The sequence below is a fragment of the Winogradskyella poriferorum genome (assembly GCF_050618035.1).
GTDB classification, from domain to species: Bacteria; Bacteroidota; Bacteroidia; order Flavobacteriales; family Flavobacteriaceae; genus Winogradskyella; species Winogradskyella poriferorum_A.
Map to the genome: position 1 here is coordinate 40,633 of NZ_JBODPY010000006.1, position 21,596 is coordinate 62,228.

Consider the following 21,596-nt stretch of genomic DNA (forward strand, 5'->3'; position numbering starts at 1 on the left):
TTTAAGATTTAAACTAAAAATCAAACTGATAGGTTGCACCACCTAAGGCCTGAATGCCTTGAACTGGGAAATTTAAATAACGCTGATAATCTTGATTCGCAATATTATTAACCTTAGCAAATACAGAAAGTTGATCATTTATTTTATATCCTAAATGTGCATTAGCATCAAAATAACTATCTAATGTTATTGGAGTTGGATCTGGGAAAATTAAAGAACCTACAAGTAGTAATTGATCTTTACGTTCGCCTACATAAAAAGCGCTTGCGCCAGCATACCACTTCTCCGAAATTTGGAAATCCATAAAAATAGATCCTGTAATATCTGGCAGGTTCCAAGCCTCTAACTGTGTATCTGTAGAATAGTTAAAATATTCACCTTTTATACCCAATGTAAAATTGCGATTCACATCAATATTTAGTTCTCCAGCAACTGAGAAGGTAGTAACATCATCATAGACTACGCCAAACGAATTTCCATACTGGTAATCACTCGTAGCAAAGGTTAGAGCATCATTTGCTTTAAATAAAGGCTTGTTTTCCTCAGCAAAATAATTTCCTTTAATATTATAACTAACATTATTAGAGAGTTTTCCTTTTAAACCTATAAATCCATTATAGCGCTGGTCTGTAGGCATTATTGACAAAGTTGGTGAAACAAATGGGTTCTCTTCGGCAAAATCTTGATAAGAATTTTGAATAAGCCCTCCTGTAATACCACCATAAGCAATAAGAATTTCGTCCACCAACCTGTAGGACGCTTCGATATTAGGATAAATAAAGAACTTATTATCACTTAATTCAGTGTCATTCAAATACACAAAACTTACGCCTAAGTCCACTGTTAAATCATCCTGTTTAAGTTGGTATGATGGTGATAAACCAAAGGTGGTGTTGCCATACCTAATTTCATCTTCAGTGGTATAGGTATTATCAAAACTTCCACCGATATAATCAATATAAAATGAGGTGCTCAGCATCTCATCTTGTATTGGAATATCAAAACTAGTTTTCGCGATAAATCGGTTTTCGCCAGAATCTCTATTATCCGTGAATCGCTTAAATCTCACACTACCATCGTTTATAATCGCATCTTCAAAATTTAATTTTCCACCTATATTGAATCCACTGAAAGAATATCCTGGATCTATTGCATTTGCCTCAGCAGGTCCAAAGAAATTTTGTGGCAGACCATACCAGTTATAAGATCTAACATCAAATCCACCATCGATTTTCCATGAAAAATCTCTTAGCTTTTGGGAGTAATGTGCATTGATATTGGTCTTTGCAAAGTCATTATCCAGTAACACATTATCGATACCTCCTTGCGAAGAATGATGACTAAAATACCCACCGACATTCTCATTACTATTGATAGCGTGATTTAAGTATACCTCACCTAAAACCGTGGTATAAGAACCAACACCCAAAGATGCATAGTTATCGAACATTTTTATTGGTTTAGCTTTATCTACATTGGCAGCCTTACCTTTTGCAGGTGTAAATGTTGAAGCTACAGGAATTGAAAATATATTATACTTAACTGGCTTTTTCTTTACAGTATTTGAATCATTTAATTTTGGGGAATCCTTAATTTTAAAGGCATCAGATATTGTAGGTTGATAAGGCCTTACCACATTAACCACCTGGTCATCGATAGTATCCTTTTTACGCTCTTGCCCATTAACAATAAAAAGGGTAAAAGCTAAAATGAAGGCTGTAATATTATACTTGATTTTCATTGTATTTTTCTTGATTATAAGACAGATAACAAATTAGTTTCCGTCAGTTTCGATTGATGAATTCGTTTTTGCTTCTTCGGACTTTATTCTATTTAATTCAATTGTTGCTTCTTCAACAACATCCTCAAATTCTGTAAAATTGGATATCACACTTTCTAAAATATAAGTGGCTTGAAAAGCGTCATCTAATGCATAAAAGTTTTTTGCCATAACAACAAGTCCTTTAGCGCTATAATATTTGTAGCTGCTATAATCTTTTGCCAATTTTTGAATAGTTGTATTTGATGTTTCAAATTGTCCTTCCTTATGTTTGAAATAAGCATTATAAAATAGTGCCTCCGCGGCAACACTTCCTGATGCTATTTTCTCAACATTTGCATAGGCTTCCTTAGCCTTTATTTCGTCTCCTGTTTTTATAGCAGATCTTGCAATTATTAACTGAGCATCACTTTTAATTTTTGAATCTAAACGATCGTTTTCTAAAACCTTATCCGCATAACTTACTGCACTCTCATAATTTTCAAGCTGGTAATAGGCATTCATTAAATTGGACTGCGCGTATAAAACGTTCTGCGGATAGTCTGCATCATCCTCTAAACGCTCTAAATTTGGTAATGCTTCATTCCAACGCGAGTTGGTTAAATAGATTTCAGATAGTTTTACTAACGACTGTTCTGTATATTCACTTTTTGATGAAGTCACAACATATTGGTAATGTGGTTGTGCATTTTCAAACAGGTCTTTTTGATAATACATCTGAGCCAAGTAAAAATGTGATTTTAGTGCATGAATTCCATTTGGGAATTGATTTAAGTAGTTATTGAATTGACGGATGGCATTGTCCGTATCATTTTCTAAATAAGGCTTCTCTGCTGCGAGATACATGGTATTATCTAACTCAACATCAGTTACCTCAACATAATCTAGCGTTCTCACCCAATTGGCATACTCATCTACTCGTCCTAGGTCAATGTAAATTAGCCTTGCAGTAGAAACAGCCTGAACGGCCTCACCAGAACCTGGAAAGTCCTTTGCCACTCTCTTAAATTTTAACAAGGCACGTTCATTATCGTTATTATTGTAATAAACAAGTCCTTGACGTAAAAGTGATTTCGATGTAAATGCGCTTCTTCTATATTCTGAATTAAGACGATCATACATTTGCATGGCCTCTTCCGATTTACCAGATTTAACATAGGTATTGGCCAATTCGTACATCGCATCGTCTCTCAAGGCAGATTTTGGATAACCGTTAATAAACGCGTTTAATTCGGCAATCTTGGTTGTATTCTTTCCCAAATAACCATGACTCATCGCCTTCTGAAAAGTGGCATAATCGGTTTCTATTTCATTTATTTGAATCGCCTTATCATAAGAGCTGATGGCTTGGTTATACTTACTTGATACAAAATATCCATCACCCAGTCTTAAATAGGCGTCGTTGCGTCTAAGCCTATCATCTAAATTAGAATTGACATAAGCCTTAAAATATTCCGAGGCCTTATTATAATCTTTAAGTTTAAAGTATGTGTAGGCTAGATTATAATTGAGATTATCGTTTTCTGGCAAAGTCCTTGCCTCTTCTCTGCCAGAGAATTGCTTAAACCCAATAAGTGCATCATTATAATTTGCCAAATTATATTCGGACTCGGCACGCCAAAAAGTTGCTTTAGCGACAAAAACGGGATCTCTAGGTTCTTTTAATGAATTATTGAACATATCCAAGGCCTCATTATAACGGGTTTCATTAAAAAGTTCAATACCTCTAAAAAATGCTACCTTTTGATAGGCAACTTTATTTTCAAAACTATTTTTCCCTTTTAGTAACTCAATGGCTTCCTTATAATTTTTGGACGTGATATAAGAATCTATAAGTAAGGTTTCTAACTCCTCCTTGTATGGCGTTTTAGGATATTTTTCTAAATACCCAGATAATACTTGTGGCACAGATTGGTATGGGTTACCAATTTCATAACTAATCTTTGCATAATTTAACCAAGCATCTTCTTGGATCTTTAAATCAAAATCCATCTGAGACGCATTTCTAAAAGCATTTAAGGCTTCTTGTTTCTTGTCTAAGTTTATGTAACTCTCACCTAAATGATAATATGCATTTTGTGCTACGCTGTTGTTTCCGTCTATAATTTTATTGAATTCTGAAATAGCACTTTCAAAATCACTTTGCTTATAATAGGCATACCCTAACTGATAATAATCTGTATTATTCCATCTGCCTCTCTTCCCTTCATAAGCTTTTAAATAAGAAATGGACTCTTCATATTTTTCTAAATTGAAAAGGCTCTCACCAATAATCTTATTGAGCTCAGATTTTTCCTGTCGACTACTATTTGGTAATTGTTCTTTGGCTAACTCGATGGCCTTTTCAAATTTTCCGAGTTTAAAATTTAGATCTGCTTGATAATAAGATAGCTTCTCCTTATATTTTTCATTATCGCTGACCTGGTCAAAGTATTCATTAGCAGTATCATAATCGTCGCCTTCATAAGCCATATAACCAATATAATACTTAGCTTGTGAGCCATAATCCTTAGTATCTACGACCCTATTTAAATATTTGGTCGCCTGTTTACGACTACCTGTTGAATATAGACTATAACCATAATTAAAGTAATAGCGATTTCGTTCCTTCCTAGAAATACTTAGTTCATCAACCTTTTCATACCATTTTCTTGCGTAGGCAAACTTTGAATTTTCGAAGTAGTAATCTGCCACATCCATAAATGCAGTGTTCTTCTTTGTACTCGTAGGGTACTCCTCCACAAATTCTGTTATAAGATCATCGGCATTTTGTTGATTAAGTCTTACCGCACAATTTGCGATATAGTAGGAACAATCAGACTTTAAAACTGCGTCATTGGTGTTGTACTTAATATCATCAAATAAGGCCTGAGCAGCTTTAAATTGTTGATTGTTATATAGGGTAAGGGCTTTTTGATAATCTAGTAAATCACTCGTATAAATTGCTGATTTCTGAGCAAAACTAAATATAGAAAACGCAAAGAATACAAGGGATAAGCGCTTAATTAATACTAGCATTGATTTCGTTTTTTGATTAATAATTTGTGATGAATCAAATATAATTTAATACAAAAGCTATAACGGAAGATTCTGCTGTTAATTATAAACCAACTTATTAAATGTTAAAATTGGCATATTAAATCTTATTGTCTTGCGTTATCTCATTTATATCTACTTGATAATTGATTTTATTAATAATACTTTTACGTTAATCAAATTTTAAGCCAATTATGTCCGAAACGGTTTTACAACTCAAAGACGCTACTATTTACCAAGGCGATAGCATGGTACTTTCTGATATAAATTTTGAAATGCAAAAAGGTGATTTTGTTTACCTCATCGGAAAAACTGGTAGTGGTAAAAGTAGTTTTATGAAAACGCTTTACGGAGACTTAGAATTGACCAAAGGTGAAGGTTCTGTCGTTGATTTTAATTTAAGAACCATGAAGGAAAAAGATATTCCTTTTCTTAGACGCAAATTAGGTGTTGTTTTTCAGGATTTTAAATTATTACCAGACAGAACTGTAAATGGAAACTTAGAATTTGTTTTAAAAGCGACTGGATGGACAGATAAGGGAAAAATAGAGCAAAAAATTGATGGTGTTTTAGATAAAGTAGACATGAAGACAAAAGGCTTTAAATTTCCACATGAACTTTCTGGCGGTGAACAACAGCGTATTGCAATTGCAAGAGCCTTACTTAACGATCCCGAATTAATCTTAGCTGATGAACCTACTGGTAATCTAGATCCTCAAACAAGTATTGAGGTAATGGAAGTGTTGCAAGACATTAATAAAAATGGCAATACTATTTTAATGGCAACACACGATTATGCGCTGTTGCTGAAGTATCCTAGTAAAACCCTTAAATGCGATCAAAACAAGGTGTTTGAGGTTGTACAGAGGAAGAATTAAAGTAAAACTAACTTTTTAATGAATGTTATTTGTGTCGGTTATTTTGACAAACATGCAAGATATTTTCTTGACATAAATAAATGGCTTGAAAGATATTCAAACAAAAAAGTTCATTTTAAATACTTTAGCATTCATTTTAGCGGTTATCTCTATTCGCTTTTAAGATTAAGACAGAATTCGTTTATTTCTTCTAGAGCTTGGATAAAAGCCAACTTCAATAAAAAAACTTATAATCAAATTATTGATAGTCAAGAAAGTTATAAAGGCATTGACTTTTCAAGATATTTAGATTTTCATTTAAACTTAGCTAAGGTTAACTCAAAAAGAGCGCTTCAACGACAAGCTCTTGCCTATATTGACCTTTTTGACAAGGCTTATAATACCATCCAACCAGATCTTATAATTTCAGTAGGCGATTCTAGACTTTGTGTTGAAATTGCAATTGCCGTAGCTAAACAAAAGGGAAATAAATGCTATTATATAGAACAAGGACCATTTGATACTACATTTTTTGATGAACAAGGTGTCAATGCTAATCTAAGTAAGAGGCAACTATCTACAAATTCGAATCATCATCCAAACATTAAAAATCAAGAAACTGTAGTTACAAAAAAATATTTACGCTCTCCGATTTACAGAGGTTTTGACATCTTATTAATGAAGCTTTTTGAAAATACCTATCTCTACCCACCAGATTTAAAATTTACTGATCTTAATACCTACAAATCAAAAAGCAATCGAAAAAAAACCAATACAGAATATGGCAAATTTGCACTTTTAGCTATGCAAGTTCCATTGGATGTTAATATGGTATATCATAGTCCGCATTATAAATCACATTTAGATATCATTAAAGACATATGCAAAAACCTTCCTGATGATATAAAACTTATAGTCCGTGAACATCCTTTGTATATTGGCAAATATGAAAAAGCGGTTTATGATTTTATCAGGGAACATAATATCATTATTGATAATGAATCAACCCTAGATGATGCTCTAACAAATGCAGAGCTTATCATTGTAAACAATTCAACAGTTGGTATCGAAGCAATTAATAAATATAAATCTGTCATTGTTCTTGGTGATGCATTTTATGATAATGAAGAAGTCTGTTTAAAACTTAATAGTAGAGATGAACTATCTGAACTTTTAAAAATGGGTTTAAACAGAAAAGTCGATAAAAATAAGATAGATAACTACATTAGAACGCTATACGATACGGTTATGCTAGAAGGAAGTATCAGTGATGAGACGTTGACTTCCTCAAAAAGAATAGCGAACATTTTAATCTCAAAAGTATAGAATGCCATTTTTCTCGGTCATCATACCACTATATAATAAAGAGCAATATATCTCGGAGTGCCTGCAAAGTGCATTGCATCAATCCTTTAAGGATTTTGAAATTATTATAGTAAATGATGGTTCTACTGATCAGAGTGTTGAGAAGGTTGAAAATTTAGTATCTGAAAAAATTACCATACATCATCAAGATAATAAAGGTGTTAGTGAAGCAAGAAATAAGGGCGCCAAACTATCATCTGGAAAATATTTGGCCTTTTTGGACGCTGATGATATTTGGAAACCTGATCATCTTCAATGTTTATATGAGAGTATACAGACATTCTCAAACTCTGGTTTGTATGCTAACAATTATTACATTAAGCATAGTAATTCCTACACTGCACCAGCTACTTTGAATATTAATTTTGATGCCTTAACTCCTATCGAACTTGAGGATTTCTTCATAGCGAGTCTCAAAGACACGATAGTCTGGACCTCAGCAACGGCAATAGAAAAAAATAAATTTATGTCTTATGGTATGTTTAACACTGCTTATCCCACTGGTGAAGATTTAGATTTATGGATAAGAATAGCTCTTAAAGAACCTATTATTTTCCATCCTAAACATACGATGACTTATAATAAATCTATTCATGGAAGCCTCGGTAAACAAGAATACAACAGGCAGAGATTAAAATTTTTAAGTTCATTTAGTCATCAAGAGGAAATCAACAGCAGTTTAAAGACTTACCTTGATTTAAAAAGGTATGGCTTAGCAATACGCACAAAAATAAATAGCGAGCTTAAAATATTCAACGAAACTAAAAAGCTAATTGATTATAAGAATCTTAATGTACGACAGAGACTATTTCTATCTACACCGAGTTGGGTGTTAAAAATATTAGCTTTTATACGAGCGCAGCTAATTAAAAAAGAATGGTATCTAAAGACCTTTAAAGGCTAAGAAATCATCAAAATTTCTAATATAATCGTCCTCTTTGTATTCGGCAGATGCCAATACTAAACACACACAACCAGAAGAAAAATTATCAATTTCTCGCCATATACCTGGCACAATTAAGAGTCCTTTATGTGGCTTGTTAAGATTAATAATTTGTGTTGTTGAACCATCTTTTAAATGAACATCAAAACTTCCAGAAAGCGGAATAATGAGCTGATACAACTCTCTATGTGCGTGACCTCCTCTAAACGCGTCAGAAGGCACATCATACAAGTAGTAAACCCTTTCTATCTTGAAAGGGATAGTTCCTCCCTCAATAACAGCTAAAAGACCACGCTCATCATGTACTCTGGGAATTTCAATTATTTCAATATCAGATAATTTTGAATTCATGGTATTAGCTTTCAATTAGTTTTCGCCACTGCTCAGCTATATTGTTCATTGCGAAATTTAAAACACTAGCTTTTGCATTTTGCCGACAGCTAAGATATAACTTTTCATCCTCAACAAATCTGTTTAACCCATTCGCTAAAGCATTAATATTTCCATTCTCCACAACCAGACCGTTAATCTCATTTTGTAATATACTGTCTTCAGAATTATCATATGCAACGCTTAATACTGGAATGCCACAAGCAAGAGACTCAATGATGGTCATTGGAAATCCTTCAAAACGGCTACTTAATACTGTAAACTTAGAATTTGCAATATATTGAAAAGGATTACTTGAAAATGGTTTTATAAGTACATCCGCTTCTAATTGAAGTTCATTTATCAAAGCCTCGATTAATGGTTTATCCTTACCATTTCCCATGAGCATAAGTTTATAGCCTCGCTCAACTAATTTGGATTCTTTAAAAGCCCTAACCAATAAAGTCAAATTCTTTTGTTGGTCTTCAAATCGTCCATACCAAAAAACGTATTGCGTATCTATCGCCAAAGGTTCTTGCGCAAGTCGGTCGATGTAATTAAAATCTACAGGATTATAAATGGTTTCTAGATTCTTAAATCTATAGACAGATTTGACTTTTTTGGTAATCCCTTCTGATACCGATACAATAGCCTTCGCAGGTTTATAAGTTAATTTAGTTAACCAATTTATCGGAGGAAAGTAAAGCTTAATAGCATGATTATGAATCATGTATATTGTGTCTTTTGGAAAAACAAATGCCGACAAGATATACTCTGAAAAGAACTTTGTCCTCACCCGATGGTCTATAAGAATATCAATTCTATTGTCTTTAATGAAGCGCCATAATACATTTAAACGACTTAGTCTTCCTAGGATGGTGTCATTTTGCTTTTTTATTGCTCCAAGATTAAGTAGCTCTCCTTTGTATGGATAAACAATCTCATCTAAAATAGTTACTACATGCACCTCATAGCCTAAGTCACTCAACATAATGGATTGCAAAGATGCAACCCTGTCTGCACCACCTTCGCTTAACGAACGGCAAACAATACAAATTCTTTTTTTATGATTACTTTGCATTTAAATACGGAAGGTAAAGATATTAAATGAAAGTATTACTTTTTGGTGAATACAATAGAGCCCAATGGAATATTAAAAAAGGTCTTGAAGAACTAGGCCATGAAGCCATTGTAGTAAGTCTAAGAGATGGTTTTAAAAAGGTAGATGTTGATATCGAAATAAAAGACTATTACACTCCATATCTACTTAAAAAATTCAGAAATCTTCTAATTCGATTTTTTGGCTTTGATATTTCTGCATGGAGTATAAAAAGGCAAATCAAATCACAAAAACACAAGCTTTCAAATTTTGATGTAGTACAACTCGTTAATGAAGCGCTATTCGATTTTAAAAGACATCATCAAAAAGAAATATTCAATTGGCTCAAAGACTGGAACAAAAATATTTTTCTTTTATCCTGTGGGCTTGATTATCCTAGCGTTCAGTACGCCTACGACAAAAAATTTAGATATTCAATCTTAACTCCATATTTTGAAAATAAAGGAACAAAAAAAGACTTTTCTGCGGCTTTAAGCTATATAACAAAAGATCATATTGGTTTACACCACCATATCTTTGAACATATTAAAGGCGTCATAGCGAATGATCTAGATTACCATTTACCACTTATTGGCTATAAAAAATATTTAGGTATGATTCCTCATGCTATAAATACGGAACCTTTAAAATATCGAAAACCCATTATTGATAATAAAATCATCATCTTTCATGGTATTAATACCTTTAACTATTACAAGAAAGGAAATGATATTTTCGATGAAGCACTGGATATTGTGAGAGAAAAATATAGCGATAAAGTTGAGATTATCATTACAAGAAATCTACCTTATAGTGAATATATTAAGCGCTTTGACAAAGCACATATTCTTCTCGATCAAGTCTATGCATATGACCAAGGGTTTAATGCACTAGAAGCCATGGCTAAAGGGAAAGTGGTCTTTACAGGAGCAGAAAAAGAATGGGAGGAGTATTATAATGTAAAGGAAGATACTATAGCAATTAATGCCCAACCAAATTCTAATCAAATTGCCGATAAACTTGGGTGGTTAGTTGAAAATCCAAATGAAATAATCAATATTTCTGAAAAAGCCAGGGCTTTTGTTATCGAACATCATGATCACTTAAAATGCACAAAACAGTACTTAGAATTGTGGTCTGCCACTAAGTAACATCTTTAGGTTGTTGTTTTAAATAATAAAGATTAACAAATACTACAACTACAAATAGGTAAATGATATACCTAATAAAATGTGCAATAACTACACCCTCTGTACCATAAACACCAATGAAATACTTGGTTAGTACATAAAACAGAATAAGTGAAATTAATTCAGAAATAACGAAACTACTAACAAGTTTTTTTGCTAAAAATTGATAGGCTAAAACCATAGCACACAATCTCACAAAATCGCCCATTAGTTGCCATTTAAATAAAGGTTCCATCCTAAGAAAGTTTGGATAAATAATCTGGATAATTTGATGACGTAAAAGATAGACCAAAACCATACCAAGTAGAAAAATTGGTAATATCGTTTTGTAAATCTTCCCTACCTCATGGTTGAACTCCTTTCGATTATAGATACTTGAAAATCTCGGTAGTACATAAAGGGTAAATAATCCTGTGGCAAAGACCATATAATTCTTAGAAATAAAAGTAATGGCCGTCCAATAACCCGCTTCATTTATATTAATATCATCAGTTACAACATTTCTAATTTCTAGTTCTACATAGTTTATTAAAAAGGCTGAAATAAATGACATTAAGGTGAATGCCAAAAGGCTATTTTTATAATCTAACCTCAGTTTAAAATTCTTAAAACTTACATAGCGCCTAAGTGTTTTACCAAAAATGATAACCAGTGCCGTGAGCTGTATTATTGGTGCAAGTGCAATAGCTACTAAAACTCCATTTAAACTATAGCCATACAAGCCAATTATAAGTGCTACTGACGCCAACAAGTAACTGATGAGTTCGATCTTTGCATACTTTTTATAATCAGATAGACCACTTACCACACCGTTAACCACTCGACTGACAGCAATAAATGGAACGATTACAGCCAAAAGCTTAAACACATAGGTAAATTCGGTGGACTTAAAAACATAATCAGAAAGAAAATCAGCACCAACGAATAGGACAAGTGCTGAAACGATGCTACCAGTTATTAAGAATAGTGTGGCGGTAGAAAATACTTTGGTTAATTCTTGTCTATTTTCTTTAAGCTCAGATACATATTTAACAACACCACTAAACGTGCCCAATGTTGAAGTACTAGACAACATTGCAATTACATTTCTTAATTGTCCAATATTTGCTATACCTGCCTCACCCACTGTTACTGCCAATAAGCGCTGAATAAACACTGAAACAATCAACCTAATGGTAATAACCACAGCATTCAAAGAGGTTATCTTTAATACTATATTATTTTTAATAAAACCAGGAAGTTTCAATAGGCCAGATTTTAATTATTGTCTAATCCTTCATCCGGTAATATACCAAACAAGGAGCTCCCAAAAATTAATAATATTATCGCAAAGTGCATAAAATAACTTAAGCAATGGGCCATTACAGCACCTTGCAAACCATAGATATCGATAAAATATACACTAGAGAAATAAATGAATACAAATAAGAAAATCTCAAGTACTATAAAATGTGCAAACATCTTTTTAGCCAAAAATTGATATGCAATAACCATAGAAAGCACCCTCATAAAATCCCCTAAAATTTGATACCCAAACAACTCTTGTACCGGACGAAAATCTTCAGTAAATAAAACATTTACTAACACAGATCTACTAAAATAGATAAGCAATAATATCACTCCAAAAACTGGCATAATTGTTTTATAGAAACTAAATACTTCTCTTCTAAACTCTTTTTTAGTATTTATCTCTGCAAACCTAGGGAGGATATATAAGACCATGAGGGAATTGATAAACATCAAATAGTAATCTGAAACTCGGTTCATGGCTTGCCAATAGCCAGCTTCTTTTAACCCAATTTCAGCAATAAGGTAATTTCTTATTATTATTAATACAATCGGCATAGCAATAGAAGATGCAATTGCCATGATCATATATGGACTTAGTAAATTAAGTATTGAAAAACTAAAATCTGTTATTTTAATGAGATGCATTAAGTTCTTTCGATATAGAATACCAACTACAGTAATTAATAAGTTTAGAGCTGGAGTAATGACTACCGCAATTAAGGCGCCATCAATATTATCTTGCCAGATCAATAATATGGTTACTAAAAGACCAAGTATTTGACCAATAATATTAATAATGAACAATATCTTGTACTTAGAAAATCCGTTCATTATCGAGAACACAAACATATTTAATGCATAAAAAGGAAGCACAATCGCTAAAACCTCAATCACATAAGTATACTTGTAATTCCCCTGAAATATCAAACCGTTAATGAATTCTGCATTATAATAAATTAACAAGGCGAGTAACATAGAACAGAAAAAGCCTAGATAAAATACGGTTGATAAGGTTTTACCGAGTTCTGTCACATTATTCTTAAACTTACCAATATATTTTACTACGCCTTTATATAACCCAGCTATAGCTATGGATTGGACAGCGCTTAAAAAATTTCTAAGGTTACCGATTAAAGCCATGCCTTCTGGTCCAATGAATACTGCAATGAACTTTGAAATTAATATTCCGGCTATAATCTTTATACTAATATTTGCTGTATTAAGACTCGCTGCCTTGTGTATGACCTCTGTATTTATATAATCGAAAAATTTCCTCAATTAATAGGCATTTAAAATTTGGACTAAAGTATCTACCTCTTTATCAGATAAAACAGGACTCATTGGCAGACTAATAACCTTATCACAAAGGGTTTCTGTGATCGGAAATTCTAATTTTGAAAACCGCTTTAGAGCGTCTTGCTTGTGCGGCGGAATAGGGTAATGGATTAACCATCCAATATTATTACTATTAAGATAGTTTATGAATTCACTCCGGTTTGAAACCTCTACAACAAAGGCATAAAAAACATGATTATTACTGTTGTTATAGTATGGTAGCTTAATTTTTGGATTAACTATTTCATTTATATAGCGCTTCGCAACGTCTTGACGTCTTTCATTATCCTTATGCAATATGTTTAATTTAACGGATAAAAATGAGGCCTGTAGTACATCCAATCGACTGTTATAACCAATGGATTGGTTTTTATATTTTTCTTTGCTTCCATAGTTAGATAACATTCTAACTTTATTATGCAATTGCTCATCATTTGTTGTGATTGCGCCTCCATCACCAAGCGCTCCAAGATTTTTACTTGGGTAAAAACTAAATGCGGCTGCATTAGCTAAATTACCAGCTATACCATTTTCATTCGAAGCACCATGGGCTTGTGCAGCATCTTCTATAAAGATTAAATCTCTAGTCTTAGTAAGTTCCTTAATCGATTTTAAATCTGCTAATTGACCATATAAGTGTACCACAATAATGGCTTTAATGTCATCATCTAACACATCTGATATTGAATAGGCAGAGATATTATAAGTCTTTGGATCAGGCTCTACTAGAACAGGCTCTAATCCTGCATGGATAACTGAAAGAATGGTAGCTATAAAGGTATTAGCAGGTACAATTACCTTGTCACCAAGACTTAATCGTCCAAGTTGAATATAACCCTTTAAGATTAGGGTTAAGGCATCTAAACCATTACCTACTCCAATGCAATACCTTGTCCCACAAAAATCTGCAAACTCATTTTCAAATTTTGATACTGCTGGTCCAAGAATAAATTGCGAATCATTAAGATTTTCATTTAAAGAAATATGAAATTGATCCTTAAATCTGTCATTTATTTTATGAAGGTCTAAAAATGGTATCATACTACTCTATATCTGTAAAAATCCTGTTGATATTCTCTACAACCTAACTCAATCTTTTGTCGCATTAGACCTGGATTGTATCCTTCAGGAAACGATTTATCAATTACAGTTCCCATTGAAAAATAGCGTTTGTTCTCCTTTTTAAATTTTTGAATCAATTCAATAAATAAATATTCAAGAGCACGCTCTGGCTCACCAAATGCATTGGTCGCTCCATATTGTGATTTTACAATAGGTCCCTTGTCAAAAATAGTAATACCAGCTAAAATTTGACTATTTAAGTAGATGTTATACTGTTTTATTTGTTCAGGGAATCTAGATTTTAAAAGGGAAATCTCGTCGAGAGTATGAACAGGTGTTGTATTATGTTTTGAGTTTAATCTCGGTATTAAAACTTCATTCCAAAAACTATCCAAATTGCGCTCCTCCTTTATTTCAAAGCCTTTACTACTATTTTTTCGGTAGTGCTTTAGTTTAGTTTTATGTATACTAAATGGTAAACTGTAATCTATAGCCAATACTTTATTAGTATGAAATACTTCAGAGTCTTTTTGAAGATGATTGATTAACGCCTTAGAATTATTGTGCTGATAAAAGTCTGGAAGTTGTTTTATAGCTACTTTATTTATTCCTACCTCTTTAACGAACCTATCAACTGCAGAAAAAACCTTATCTAGTTTGATATTGTCCTTTAAAAACAACCCACCATAAGTAAGTCCTTGGTGGGAATAAAGCATATCCTCACTAACATTAGCCGGCAACAATCCTACTAGTTCGTCATCTTCATAAACCATAAGGGAAAAGTCACTAAACCTGTCACTATGGTAATCCATAAACCCTCTTTTAAATAAAAAGGTCATTTCATTAGAGGTCTCCACAAATGTGTCCCAATCTAATCTATCATCAGCGCTATATTTGACTACTCGTATTATAAGGGTTGGATTACTTAAATACTATTTAATTATTTCATTGATGACATTTCCACCAGCATCAATAACTTTTACCACATCTTTATTTCCTAAACTATTCAATCTTAAATTATAGCTTGCATCTTCTTCGAGATGATTTAGAACTTCCACATTTTTACTTAGGGCTCCAAAAAGTACTCTAAAAATATTGACATTAGTTTTTAGATCTTTATCAAAACCATCTTCGAGATGGCCAGTCCATTTTATAGCTGCAATATTCGAAAAAATTGAATTTACTAATTCTGGCTTTTCATTGGAATAAAGATCATTAAAACTTCTTAAACCAACCCATCCACCATGATCTGCCAATATGATTATTATTCCATTTTTATCCTTTTTTGCAATATAATTTACGATATCCTTTAACCAGAGATTAACCTCTTCAATTTTAGCAAGGTAACGCTCACGCTCTTCTAAAACTGATTTATCAGTATTAAAAAATGCAACATGATGTGGTAATAATTTTTCTATAAAGAAAAACTGGGGATTACTATCATTTGGGTTATATACGTCTTTAAAGTCTTTATAGACGTCTCTTGCGACACTCCCACCCTTTGTAAGATGTGAAAATTCATCCTTAGCTATATTGTAATAATCAAAAACCTCTTGTTTTTTATTCTGCTGAAAATATTCATCTTCAGCAATAAAATGTGTTTTATAACCATTTGCTTTAAAAATTGAAGCTACAGGATTATGTTTTGTAATAACCTCTCTCCCATTCGCAATTTCAATTTTTGGAAACATCATATCTGCATACATGTGATGCTTCATAGCAAACAAAGATGCGTTTGAAGTTAAGCTGGCAGGATAATTACTTCGAAAATCATTATAAACCTTAAATCCGTTATCCTCTAACCAACTATATAAATCACTATTATAATTGTAAGGCGAAGATTCCATCATTTTTTTTGAAACATACCCATCTGGTTGAATCATATAGACATTTGGGGAAGATTTAAACTTAATATTTTCAATCTCATCAGCTTGCTTTAACCATAAATCTGGTTTTATGTCTTCATAGATATGAATAGACATTCTTACCAAAGACAAACATGAAAATAAAAAAAGTACAACTACCATCTTTTTATAGTGCTTCCTTGGGTTAAATGGTAAAGCAAAACCCGCAACACCAGTGGCAATTAGAAGGGCTATACGCTTAAGTGTTGAATTAAAATAGGTGTGTGTTAAAAATAATAATACAGCAAGCATAACCACCCAAAAAATAAAGTGTTTACGTTTAGCGTGAAGTTTCTGATTGCGTTCTAAGAGTACATAATAAACACTATAACTACTAAAAACAAAAACGAGAATCGCTCCTAAAAAGAAAAGTAAATGCGAAAAAGAATTTAGTGCCCAATAATTATTAGACGCATAGAATAAAACTGGCGTTATAGCTATTGCTAAAAAAGAAAGTAAGGGTGCTTCCTTTGTACTGTTTATAAAATTTTGAATTTTAGCTCTCAAACGACTCAAGTTTATTTTTCATTAAATACATTACCCGATCCGAATTCTCTATGGGCAATTTTTCAGTCACATCAAAAAAAGTACTAAAGTCTTGTTCAAAATTTTCTTGATTATAAAAATCGAAATGAGATTCAAATTCACCTTTAGCTTTCAATAAACGTTGTACCCAAGAATCATTTCGTTTTGGAAACTCAATTATAAGTTGCTTAGAAAACTTAGCGAAAAATCGTGCCGACTCTCTAAAAGGTACGTTCCCCGTTAAGGACATGTGATGAATAACCGCTAATGCCAAAGTTATATCGGGACCAAAAGTTTTAATTCGGTCTATAAATGAAAATCGTTCTTTGTTATTTAGGCCTATTCCTGGTGAAGGATTTAATACATCTAGAACAAAGGGTAACATATTTTGCTCCTTCGATTTCTTTAGCCTTACATAATTTGAATCTACTGCGTTATTATCAATATCACAAACTAAGATCTCAGGTATCTCAATATCGATTTGACGTGCAAATGTGCCATCATTGCCACCAATATCAATGAGCTTATTTGGTTTAAATGTTTTAACCCAATTATTAATTATTTTCGATTTGTTACTAAAAGCATCATCGGTATAATTGGTCTTATCATAATAATCGCCCCATTCTGTAGCAGATTTCAGCTTAAGATTTTTTATAAAATCGTAAAGACTTTCAATAATATTGAGTTGCCCTTTTAAACTTAAGGCTTTGGCTTTCGTTTCTCCTTTGTAATCCTCGTTGTGCTTAGTTTCAAGCTTGGCAAGTAAATGGATATTACTATATAAAGTTGGACTTAATTTGGTCTTAAATGGTAACATGGAACTTGCGATATTCACAGGTATGCCATCGATAAAATTTCGAATTAATTTTAATTGTTCAGCACCGTGATAATGTGCTAATACTAATGGAGCTAAAAAATGTGTAATAAATTGCTTGTATGCGCGCCATGGTTGGTTCTCACGATAAAAGTCAAAACTCAAAGTATCTATAAATACAGCCTTTCCATTGTGAAACGTAACATTAAATGCTGAAGCATCCTTGAGGTTAAACCCACTTTCCAAAGCGAACTTCTGAATTTTTAAGGTGAGCAATGACGCCTCCTTATACATATTAAAACTCCATTCATAAGGATAAGTAATAAATGAAATCGGTTCTGGTCGTATGACTATGGTTTCCTCAGAACGTGAAAGTTCTTCATGCGGAATAAGCAATCTATTATTAAAGAGTTTTTGATAGAATCCTGATTGCGTAAGTGCCTCATATTGCTCAAAATAAATCGGATTAATAACCCGTTTTATTTCACCTTTATCCATAAAAATATAACCTGAAGGGTCTCTAAAAGAAGATGAATGAAGTGCCTCTACGTCCACTTTATTTCGTTTTGTCTACATCCGAATCTTTAACATCGATATCATCAAACACATCATCTTCGATGGGTTTTACTAAACCAAGGAATACCTTTATTTTATGAACCAGATTTTTAGAAAACAATACAACACCAGCTACTGCCGCAACAATGGCCTGAATAATCATTGCTCCTAAACCTGGATCGAAATAAAGAAAATGCATGTATCAAGTTTTTGTAAATATAAAACTTCTAACTTTTATTACTAACCAAATAATAAATATTAACGGCCAATATTGCGGCATTGGCAATAATGATTGGGAGACCAATACGTAAAGTTGGCATTAAAAACCCATAAATAATAAATAGAATACAGCCAGTCATATTTACCATTCTAAGTTTTTTCACATCCTTCATGGTAAAGGACAGTAAAACCATAAATGATGCTAAATAACCGATATACTCTGTTCCCGTAATACCGAACAATTCCATTTTATGAAATTAAATGTTTTTTGCGCGCTTTCGGTCTACCTCTTTCAATAAAATTTTACGAAGTCTTAAATGATTTGGTGTTACCTCTACGTATTCATCTTTTTGGATATACTCTAAGGCCTCTTCTAATGAAAATTTGATTGCGGGTACAATTTTTGCCTTGTCATCTGCTCCTGCAGATCTTACGTTACTTAATTTCTTAGTCTTTGTAACATTTACCACCATGTCATCACCTCTAGAATTTTCACCGATAACCTGGCCTTCATAAATATCTTCTCCTGGATCTATAAAGAACTTACCTCGTTCTTGTAATTTATCAATTGAATATGGTATTGCTGTTCCATTTTCCATAGATACCAACGATCCGTTTTGACGCTCAGGAATTCCTCCTTTAAGAGGTCTATATTCTTTAAAACGGTGTGCCATAATAGCTTCACCAGCCGTTGCCGTTAATAATTGATTTCTAAGACCAATAATACCACGTGAAGGGACAATAAATTCACAGACCATACGATCTCCTTTTGCCTCCATACTCAACATTTCACCCTTTCGCATGGTCACCATTTCAATAGCTTTACCAGATACGGTTTCAGGAAGATCTATGGTCATTTCTTCAAATGGTTCACATTTTACACCATCTATCTCTTTTATGATAACCTGGGGCTGACCTATTTGAAGCTCATACCCTTCGCGTCGCATCGTTTCAATTAAAACAGATAAATGCAGAACACCACGTCCAAAAACCATAAACTTATCTGCGCTATCGGTATCTTCTACTCTTAATGCCAGATTCTTCTCTAGCTCTTTTGTAAGGCGATCTTTAATATGTCTCGACGTCACAAATTTACCGTCTTTTCCAAAAAATGGGGAATCGTTAATCGTAAACAGCATGCTCATTGTTGGCTCGTCTATTGCAATAGTTTTTAAACCTTCAGGGTTTTCAAAATCTGCAACGGTATCTCCAATCTCAAATCCTTCTAAACCTACAATAGCACAAATATCACCAGCTTGTACCTCATCAACTTTTTTGCGACCCAATCCTTCGAATGTATGAAGCTCCTTTATCTTACTTTTTACAACAGCACCATCACGCTTAACTAGTGAGATTTGCTGACCAGCTTTTAAAGTACCTCGTGTTAATCGACCAATGGCGATACGGCCCGTAAAACTTGAAAAATCCAGCGATGTTATGAGCATTTGAGTACTACCCTCTTCTATTTTTGGTTCAGGTATATGTTCGATAACCATATCTAGCAAAGGTTCGATATTTGAGGTTTGATCTTGCCAATCTTCACTCATCCAATTATGTTTTGCAGAACCATAAACGGTAGGAAAATCTAATTGCCACTCTTCAGCACCAAGCTCAAACATTAAATCAAATACCTTTTCGTGCACCTCGTCTGGCGTACAATTTTCTTTATCTACTTTGTTGATGACCACACATGGTTTCAATCCTAAATCTATGGCCTTTTGGAGTACAAAACGTGTTTGTGGCATTGGCCCTTCAAAGGCATCTACCAAAAGAAGAACACCATCTGCCATATTTAGTACACGCTCAACCTCTCCACCAAAATCCGCGTGACCAGGCGTATCAATAATATTAATTTTAGTATCCTTATACACAACAGAAACGTTCTTTGAGGTTATGGTTATACCTCTTTCACGCTCCAAATCATTATTATCTAGTATAAGATCACCAGTATTCTCATTCTCGCGGAATAATTGACAGTGATACATAATCTTATCTACCAAGGTTGTTTTCCCATGGTCAACGTGTGCAATAATCGCGATGTTCTTAATTTTTGTCATAACCAATACTGATTTTAAGCGCGCAAAGGTACGCTTAAATCCTTGTATTACGTTAATTTTATGTTATTAATTGTTGCTTAAGTGTATTCAATTCGTATCTTAAGCAATTCAATTTTATTATATGTTGTAATAGCCTGTTGTCTATCCCCCCTAGTTCTGGCATTTTACTCCTTAACCCTAATAATTAATAATTGATGAAGGCAATTAATAAGTTAACGCGTTTTATTCCCTACCTCTATTTTTTATCAGTAATTGCGTATTGGTTTACATACACAAATAGAACTGAAGGCATTACCGCCTATCCTATCCTTTTATTTGGTATTCCTTTTATTTGGCAACTTTTAAAACCAAATAAAAACTTAAACTTTTCATTGGGTATTATTTTTGTTTGTTTATCATCTTATTTAATATTAGCATATAGCTTAGCATTATTAGATGTAGTTAATTGGTTTGGTGCGTCCTCGTCTGTTTTTTCAAATGTTGGTCTTATCATTTTTGGTAGCTTTATAATGGCACTTTGGATGATTAGAAACAGTATTCAAAAACAATTTTAAAAGGCTTCCTTTTAAGGTAAAGTAGTATATTGGTTTAAATTTTTAAACCTACAAATTGTGAGTAGATTTTCTCTTAAGCCCTTAAGGCAAATCAAGTTTATCGGCTTTTATTTTTTGTTTTTATCTTTTATGGCTTGCCCATCAGATGATGAATGTACTAAGATGATTACCATACCTCAGTTTTATATTGTTGGCAATCAAACATATTCTTCCGAGATTACGCAAGAGGTTTCTTGCAACTTTCCAGAACCTACTGAACCCGAATTAATAGAGCCACCGACATTAGAGAATTTTACGTATCAAATTTTGAGCTTTAATTATGTGCCTGAAACAAGCGATAATACTACCTTACTACAGTACGAGATTCAATTAAATAACCACAACGATTTTAATGTAGAAGGTATTCCAATAATTACAGTTGTTTCTGATGGGTTGCAGTTTTCTGGAAATTTTACTGCGGATGCTGTAGAACCTTGTAATGCAATTAATGCTAATTCAAGTTGCATCCTTGTATACAATAGTGAAACACCTATTGAAAATATATTACCACCTACAACATATGAAATTATTGATGTAGAGTATGTGGTTATAAACAATTAGGCACTTCCTAAATCTCATTTGGTGCTTAAATAATATTATCTT

At 33.0% G+C, this 21,596-nt stretch carries 19 protein-coding genes; 6 read left to right on the forward strand and 13 right to left on the reverse strand.

Going from position 1 to position 21,596, the window contains the following annotated elements:
- Positions 1-13 precede the first annotated feature (13 nt).
- Complete coding sequence (locus ACRHOC_RS12925; RefSeq protein WP_431159065.1) at positions 14-1,741, reverse strand: TonB-dependent receptor; 1,728 nt, start codon at positions 1,739-1,741, stop codon at positions 14-16.
- Positions 1,742-1,774: 33 nt separating this feature from the next.
- Positions 1,775-4,798, reverse strand: a complete 3,024-nt coding sequence (locus ACRHOC_RS12930) for a tetratricopeptide repeat protein (protein WP_431159066.1) — start codon at positions 4,796-4,798, stop codon at positions 1,775-1,777.
- A gap of 212 nt (positions 4,799-5,010) precedes the next feature.
- Here ACRHOC_RS12930 and ACRHOC_RS12935 point away from each other — a divergent pair, with 212 nt between their 5' ends.
- Genes ACRHOC_RS12935 through ACRHOC_RS12945 form a run of 3 tightly spaced genes read left to right on the forward strand, consistent with a single transcriptional unit; the run spans position 5,011 to position 7,942 of the window.
- Positions 5,011-5,694 carry a cell division ATP-binding protein FtsE gene (locus tag ACRHOC_RS12935; protein ID WP_431159067.1) on the forward strand — a complete coding sequence of 228 codons (684 nt, stop codon included), beginning with the start codon at positions 5,011-5,013 and terminating at the stop codon, positions 5,692-5,694.
- A gap of 18 nt (positions 5,695-5,712) precedes the next feature.
- Positions 5,713-6,999, forward strand: coding sequence for a hypothetical protein (locus ACRHOC_RS12940; RefSeq protein WP_431159068.1), 1,287 nt, complete (start codon positions 5,713-5,715; stop codon positions 6,997-6,999).
- A 1-nt stretch (position 7,000) separates the two neighbouring features.
- A complete protein-coding gene (locus ACRHOC_RS12945) occupies positions 7,001-7,942 on the forward strand; it encodes a glycosyltransferase family 2 protein (RefSeq protein WP_431159069.1) in 942 nt (313 codons plus the stop codon).
- On the opposite strand, the gene ACRHOC_RS12950 is transcribed toward ACRHOC_RS12945, so the two are convergent.
- Together ACRHOC_RS12950 and ACRHOC_RS12955 are read right to left on the reverse strand one after the other, a co-directional pair.
- Positions 7,922-8,332, reverse strand: a complete 411-nt coding sequence (locus ACRHOC_RS12950) for a sugar 3,4-ketoisomerase (protein ID WP_431159070.1) — start codon at positions 8,330-8,332, stop codon at positions 7,922-7,924. The two genes, ACRHOC_RS12945 and ACRHOC_RS12950, sit on opposite strands and share 21 nt — an antisense overlap.
- Positions 8,333-8,336: 4 nt before the next feature.
- Positions 8,337-9,431 (reverse strand): glycosyltransferase, encoded by a 1,095-nt coding sequence (locus ACRHOC_RS12955; RefSeq protein WP_431159071.1) that lies wholly within the window; start codon positions 9,429-9,431, stop codon positions 8,337-8,339.
- A 26-nt stretch (positions 9,432-9,457) separates the two neighbouring features.
- Between ACRHOC_RS12955 and ACRHOC_RS12960 the strand changes: the two genes are divergently transcribed.
- A complete protein-coding gene (locus ACRHOC_RS12960) occupies positions 9,458-10,600 on the forward strand; it encodes a glycosyltransferase (RefSeq protein WP_431159072.1) in 1,143 nt (380 codons plus the stop codon).
- Here ACRHOC_RS12960 and ACRHOC_RS12965 read toward each other — a convergent pair.
- The 9 genes from ACRHOC_RS12965 to typA form a co-directional block, all read right to left on the reverse strand.
- Positions 10,593-11,885 (reverse strand): O-antigen translocase, encoded by a 1,293-nt coding sequence (locus ACRHOC_RS12965; RefSeq protein ID WP_431159073.1) that lies wholly within the window; start codon positions 11,883-11,885, stop codon positions 10,593-10,595. The genes ACRHOC_RS12960 and ACRHOC_RS12965 overlap by 8 nt on opposite strands.
- An 11-nt stretch (positions 11,886-11,896) precedes the next feature.
- The gene (locus ACRHOC_RS12970; protein ID WP_431159074.1) at positions 11,897-13,207 is read right to left on the reverse strand and encodes an O-antigen translocase; all 1,311 of its coding nucleotides are present in this window, start codon (positions 13,205-13,207) and stop codon (positions 11,897-11,899) included.
- A complete protein-coding gene (locus tag ACRHOC_RS12975) occupies positions 13,208-14,305 on the reverse strand; it encodes a DegT/DnrJ/EryC1/StrS family aminotransferase (protein ID WP_431159075.1) in 1,098 nt (365 codons plus the stop codon).
- Complete coding sequence (locus ACRHOC_RS12980) at positions 14,302-15,138, reverse strand: FemAB family protein (RefSeq protein ID WP_431159076.1); 837 nt, start codon at positions 15,136-15,138, stop codon at positions 14,302-14,304. The genes ACRHOC_RS12975 and ACRHOC_RS12980 overlap by 4 nt, the downstream gene beginning before the upstream one ends.
- Before the next feature lie 120 nt (positions 15,139-15,258).
- Positions 15,259-16,737: a sulfatase-like hydrolase/transferase gene (locus ACRHOC_RS12985; RefSeq protein WP_431159077.1), complete on the reverse strand. Its 1,479-nt coding sequence runs from the start codon at positions 16,735-16,737 to the stop codon at positions 15,259-15,261.
- A complete protein-coding gene (locus tag ACRHOC_RS12990; protein WP_431159078.1) occupies positions 16,727-18,124 on the reverse strand; it encodes a class I SAM-dependent methyltransferase in 1,398 nt (465 codons plus the stop codon). Before ACRHOC_RS12990 ends, ACRHOC_RS12985 begins: the two co-directional genes overlap by 11 nt.
- A gap of 1 nt (position 18,125) precedes the next feature.
- A complete protein-coding gene (locus ACRHOC_RS12995; RefSeq protein ID WP_431159079.1) occupies positions 18,126-18,323 on the reverse strand; it encodes a hypothetical protein in 198 nt (65 codons plus the stop codon).
- 28 nt (positions 18,324-18,351) lie between these two features.
- Complete coding sequence (locus ACRHOC_RS13000) at positions 18,352-18,591, reverse strand: uroporphyrinogen decarboxylase (protein WP_431159080.1); 240 nt, start codon at positions 18,589-18,591, stop codon at positions 18,352-18,354.
- 9 nt (positions 18,592-18,600) lie between these two features.
- Positions 18,601-20,400 (reverse strand): translational GTPase TypA, encoded by a 1,800-nt coding sequence (typA, locus tag ACRHOC_RS13005; protein WP_431159081.1) that lies wholly within the window; start codon positions 20,398-20,400, stop codon positions 18,601-18,603.
- A 194-nt stretch (positions 20,401-20,594) separates the two neighbouring features.
- Between typA and ACRHOC_RS13010 the strand changes: the two genes are divergently transcribed.
- Positions 20,595-20,954: a hypothetical protein gene (locus ACRHOC_RS13010; protein ID WP_431159082.1), complete on the forward strand. Its 360-nt coding sequence runs from the start codon at positions 20,595-20,597 to the stop codon at positions 20,952-20,954.
- A gap of 57 nt (positions 20,955-21,011) precedes the next feature.
- Entirely contained in the window at positions 21,012-21,554 is a 543-nt protein-coding gene (locus ACRHOC_RS13015; protein WP_431159083.1) for a hypothetical protein, read from the forward strand.
- Positions 21,555-21,596: the final 42 nt, after the last annotated feature.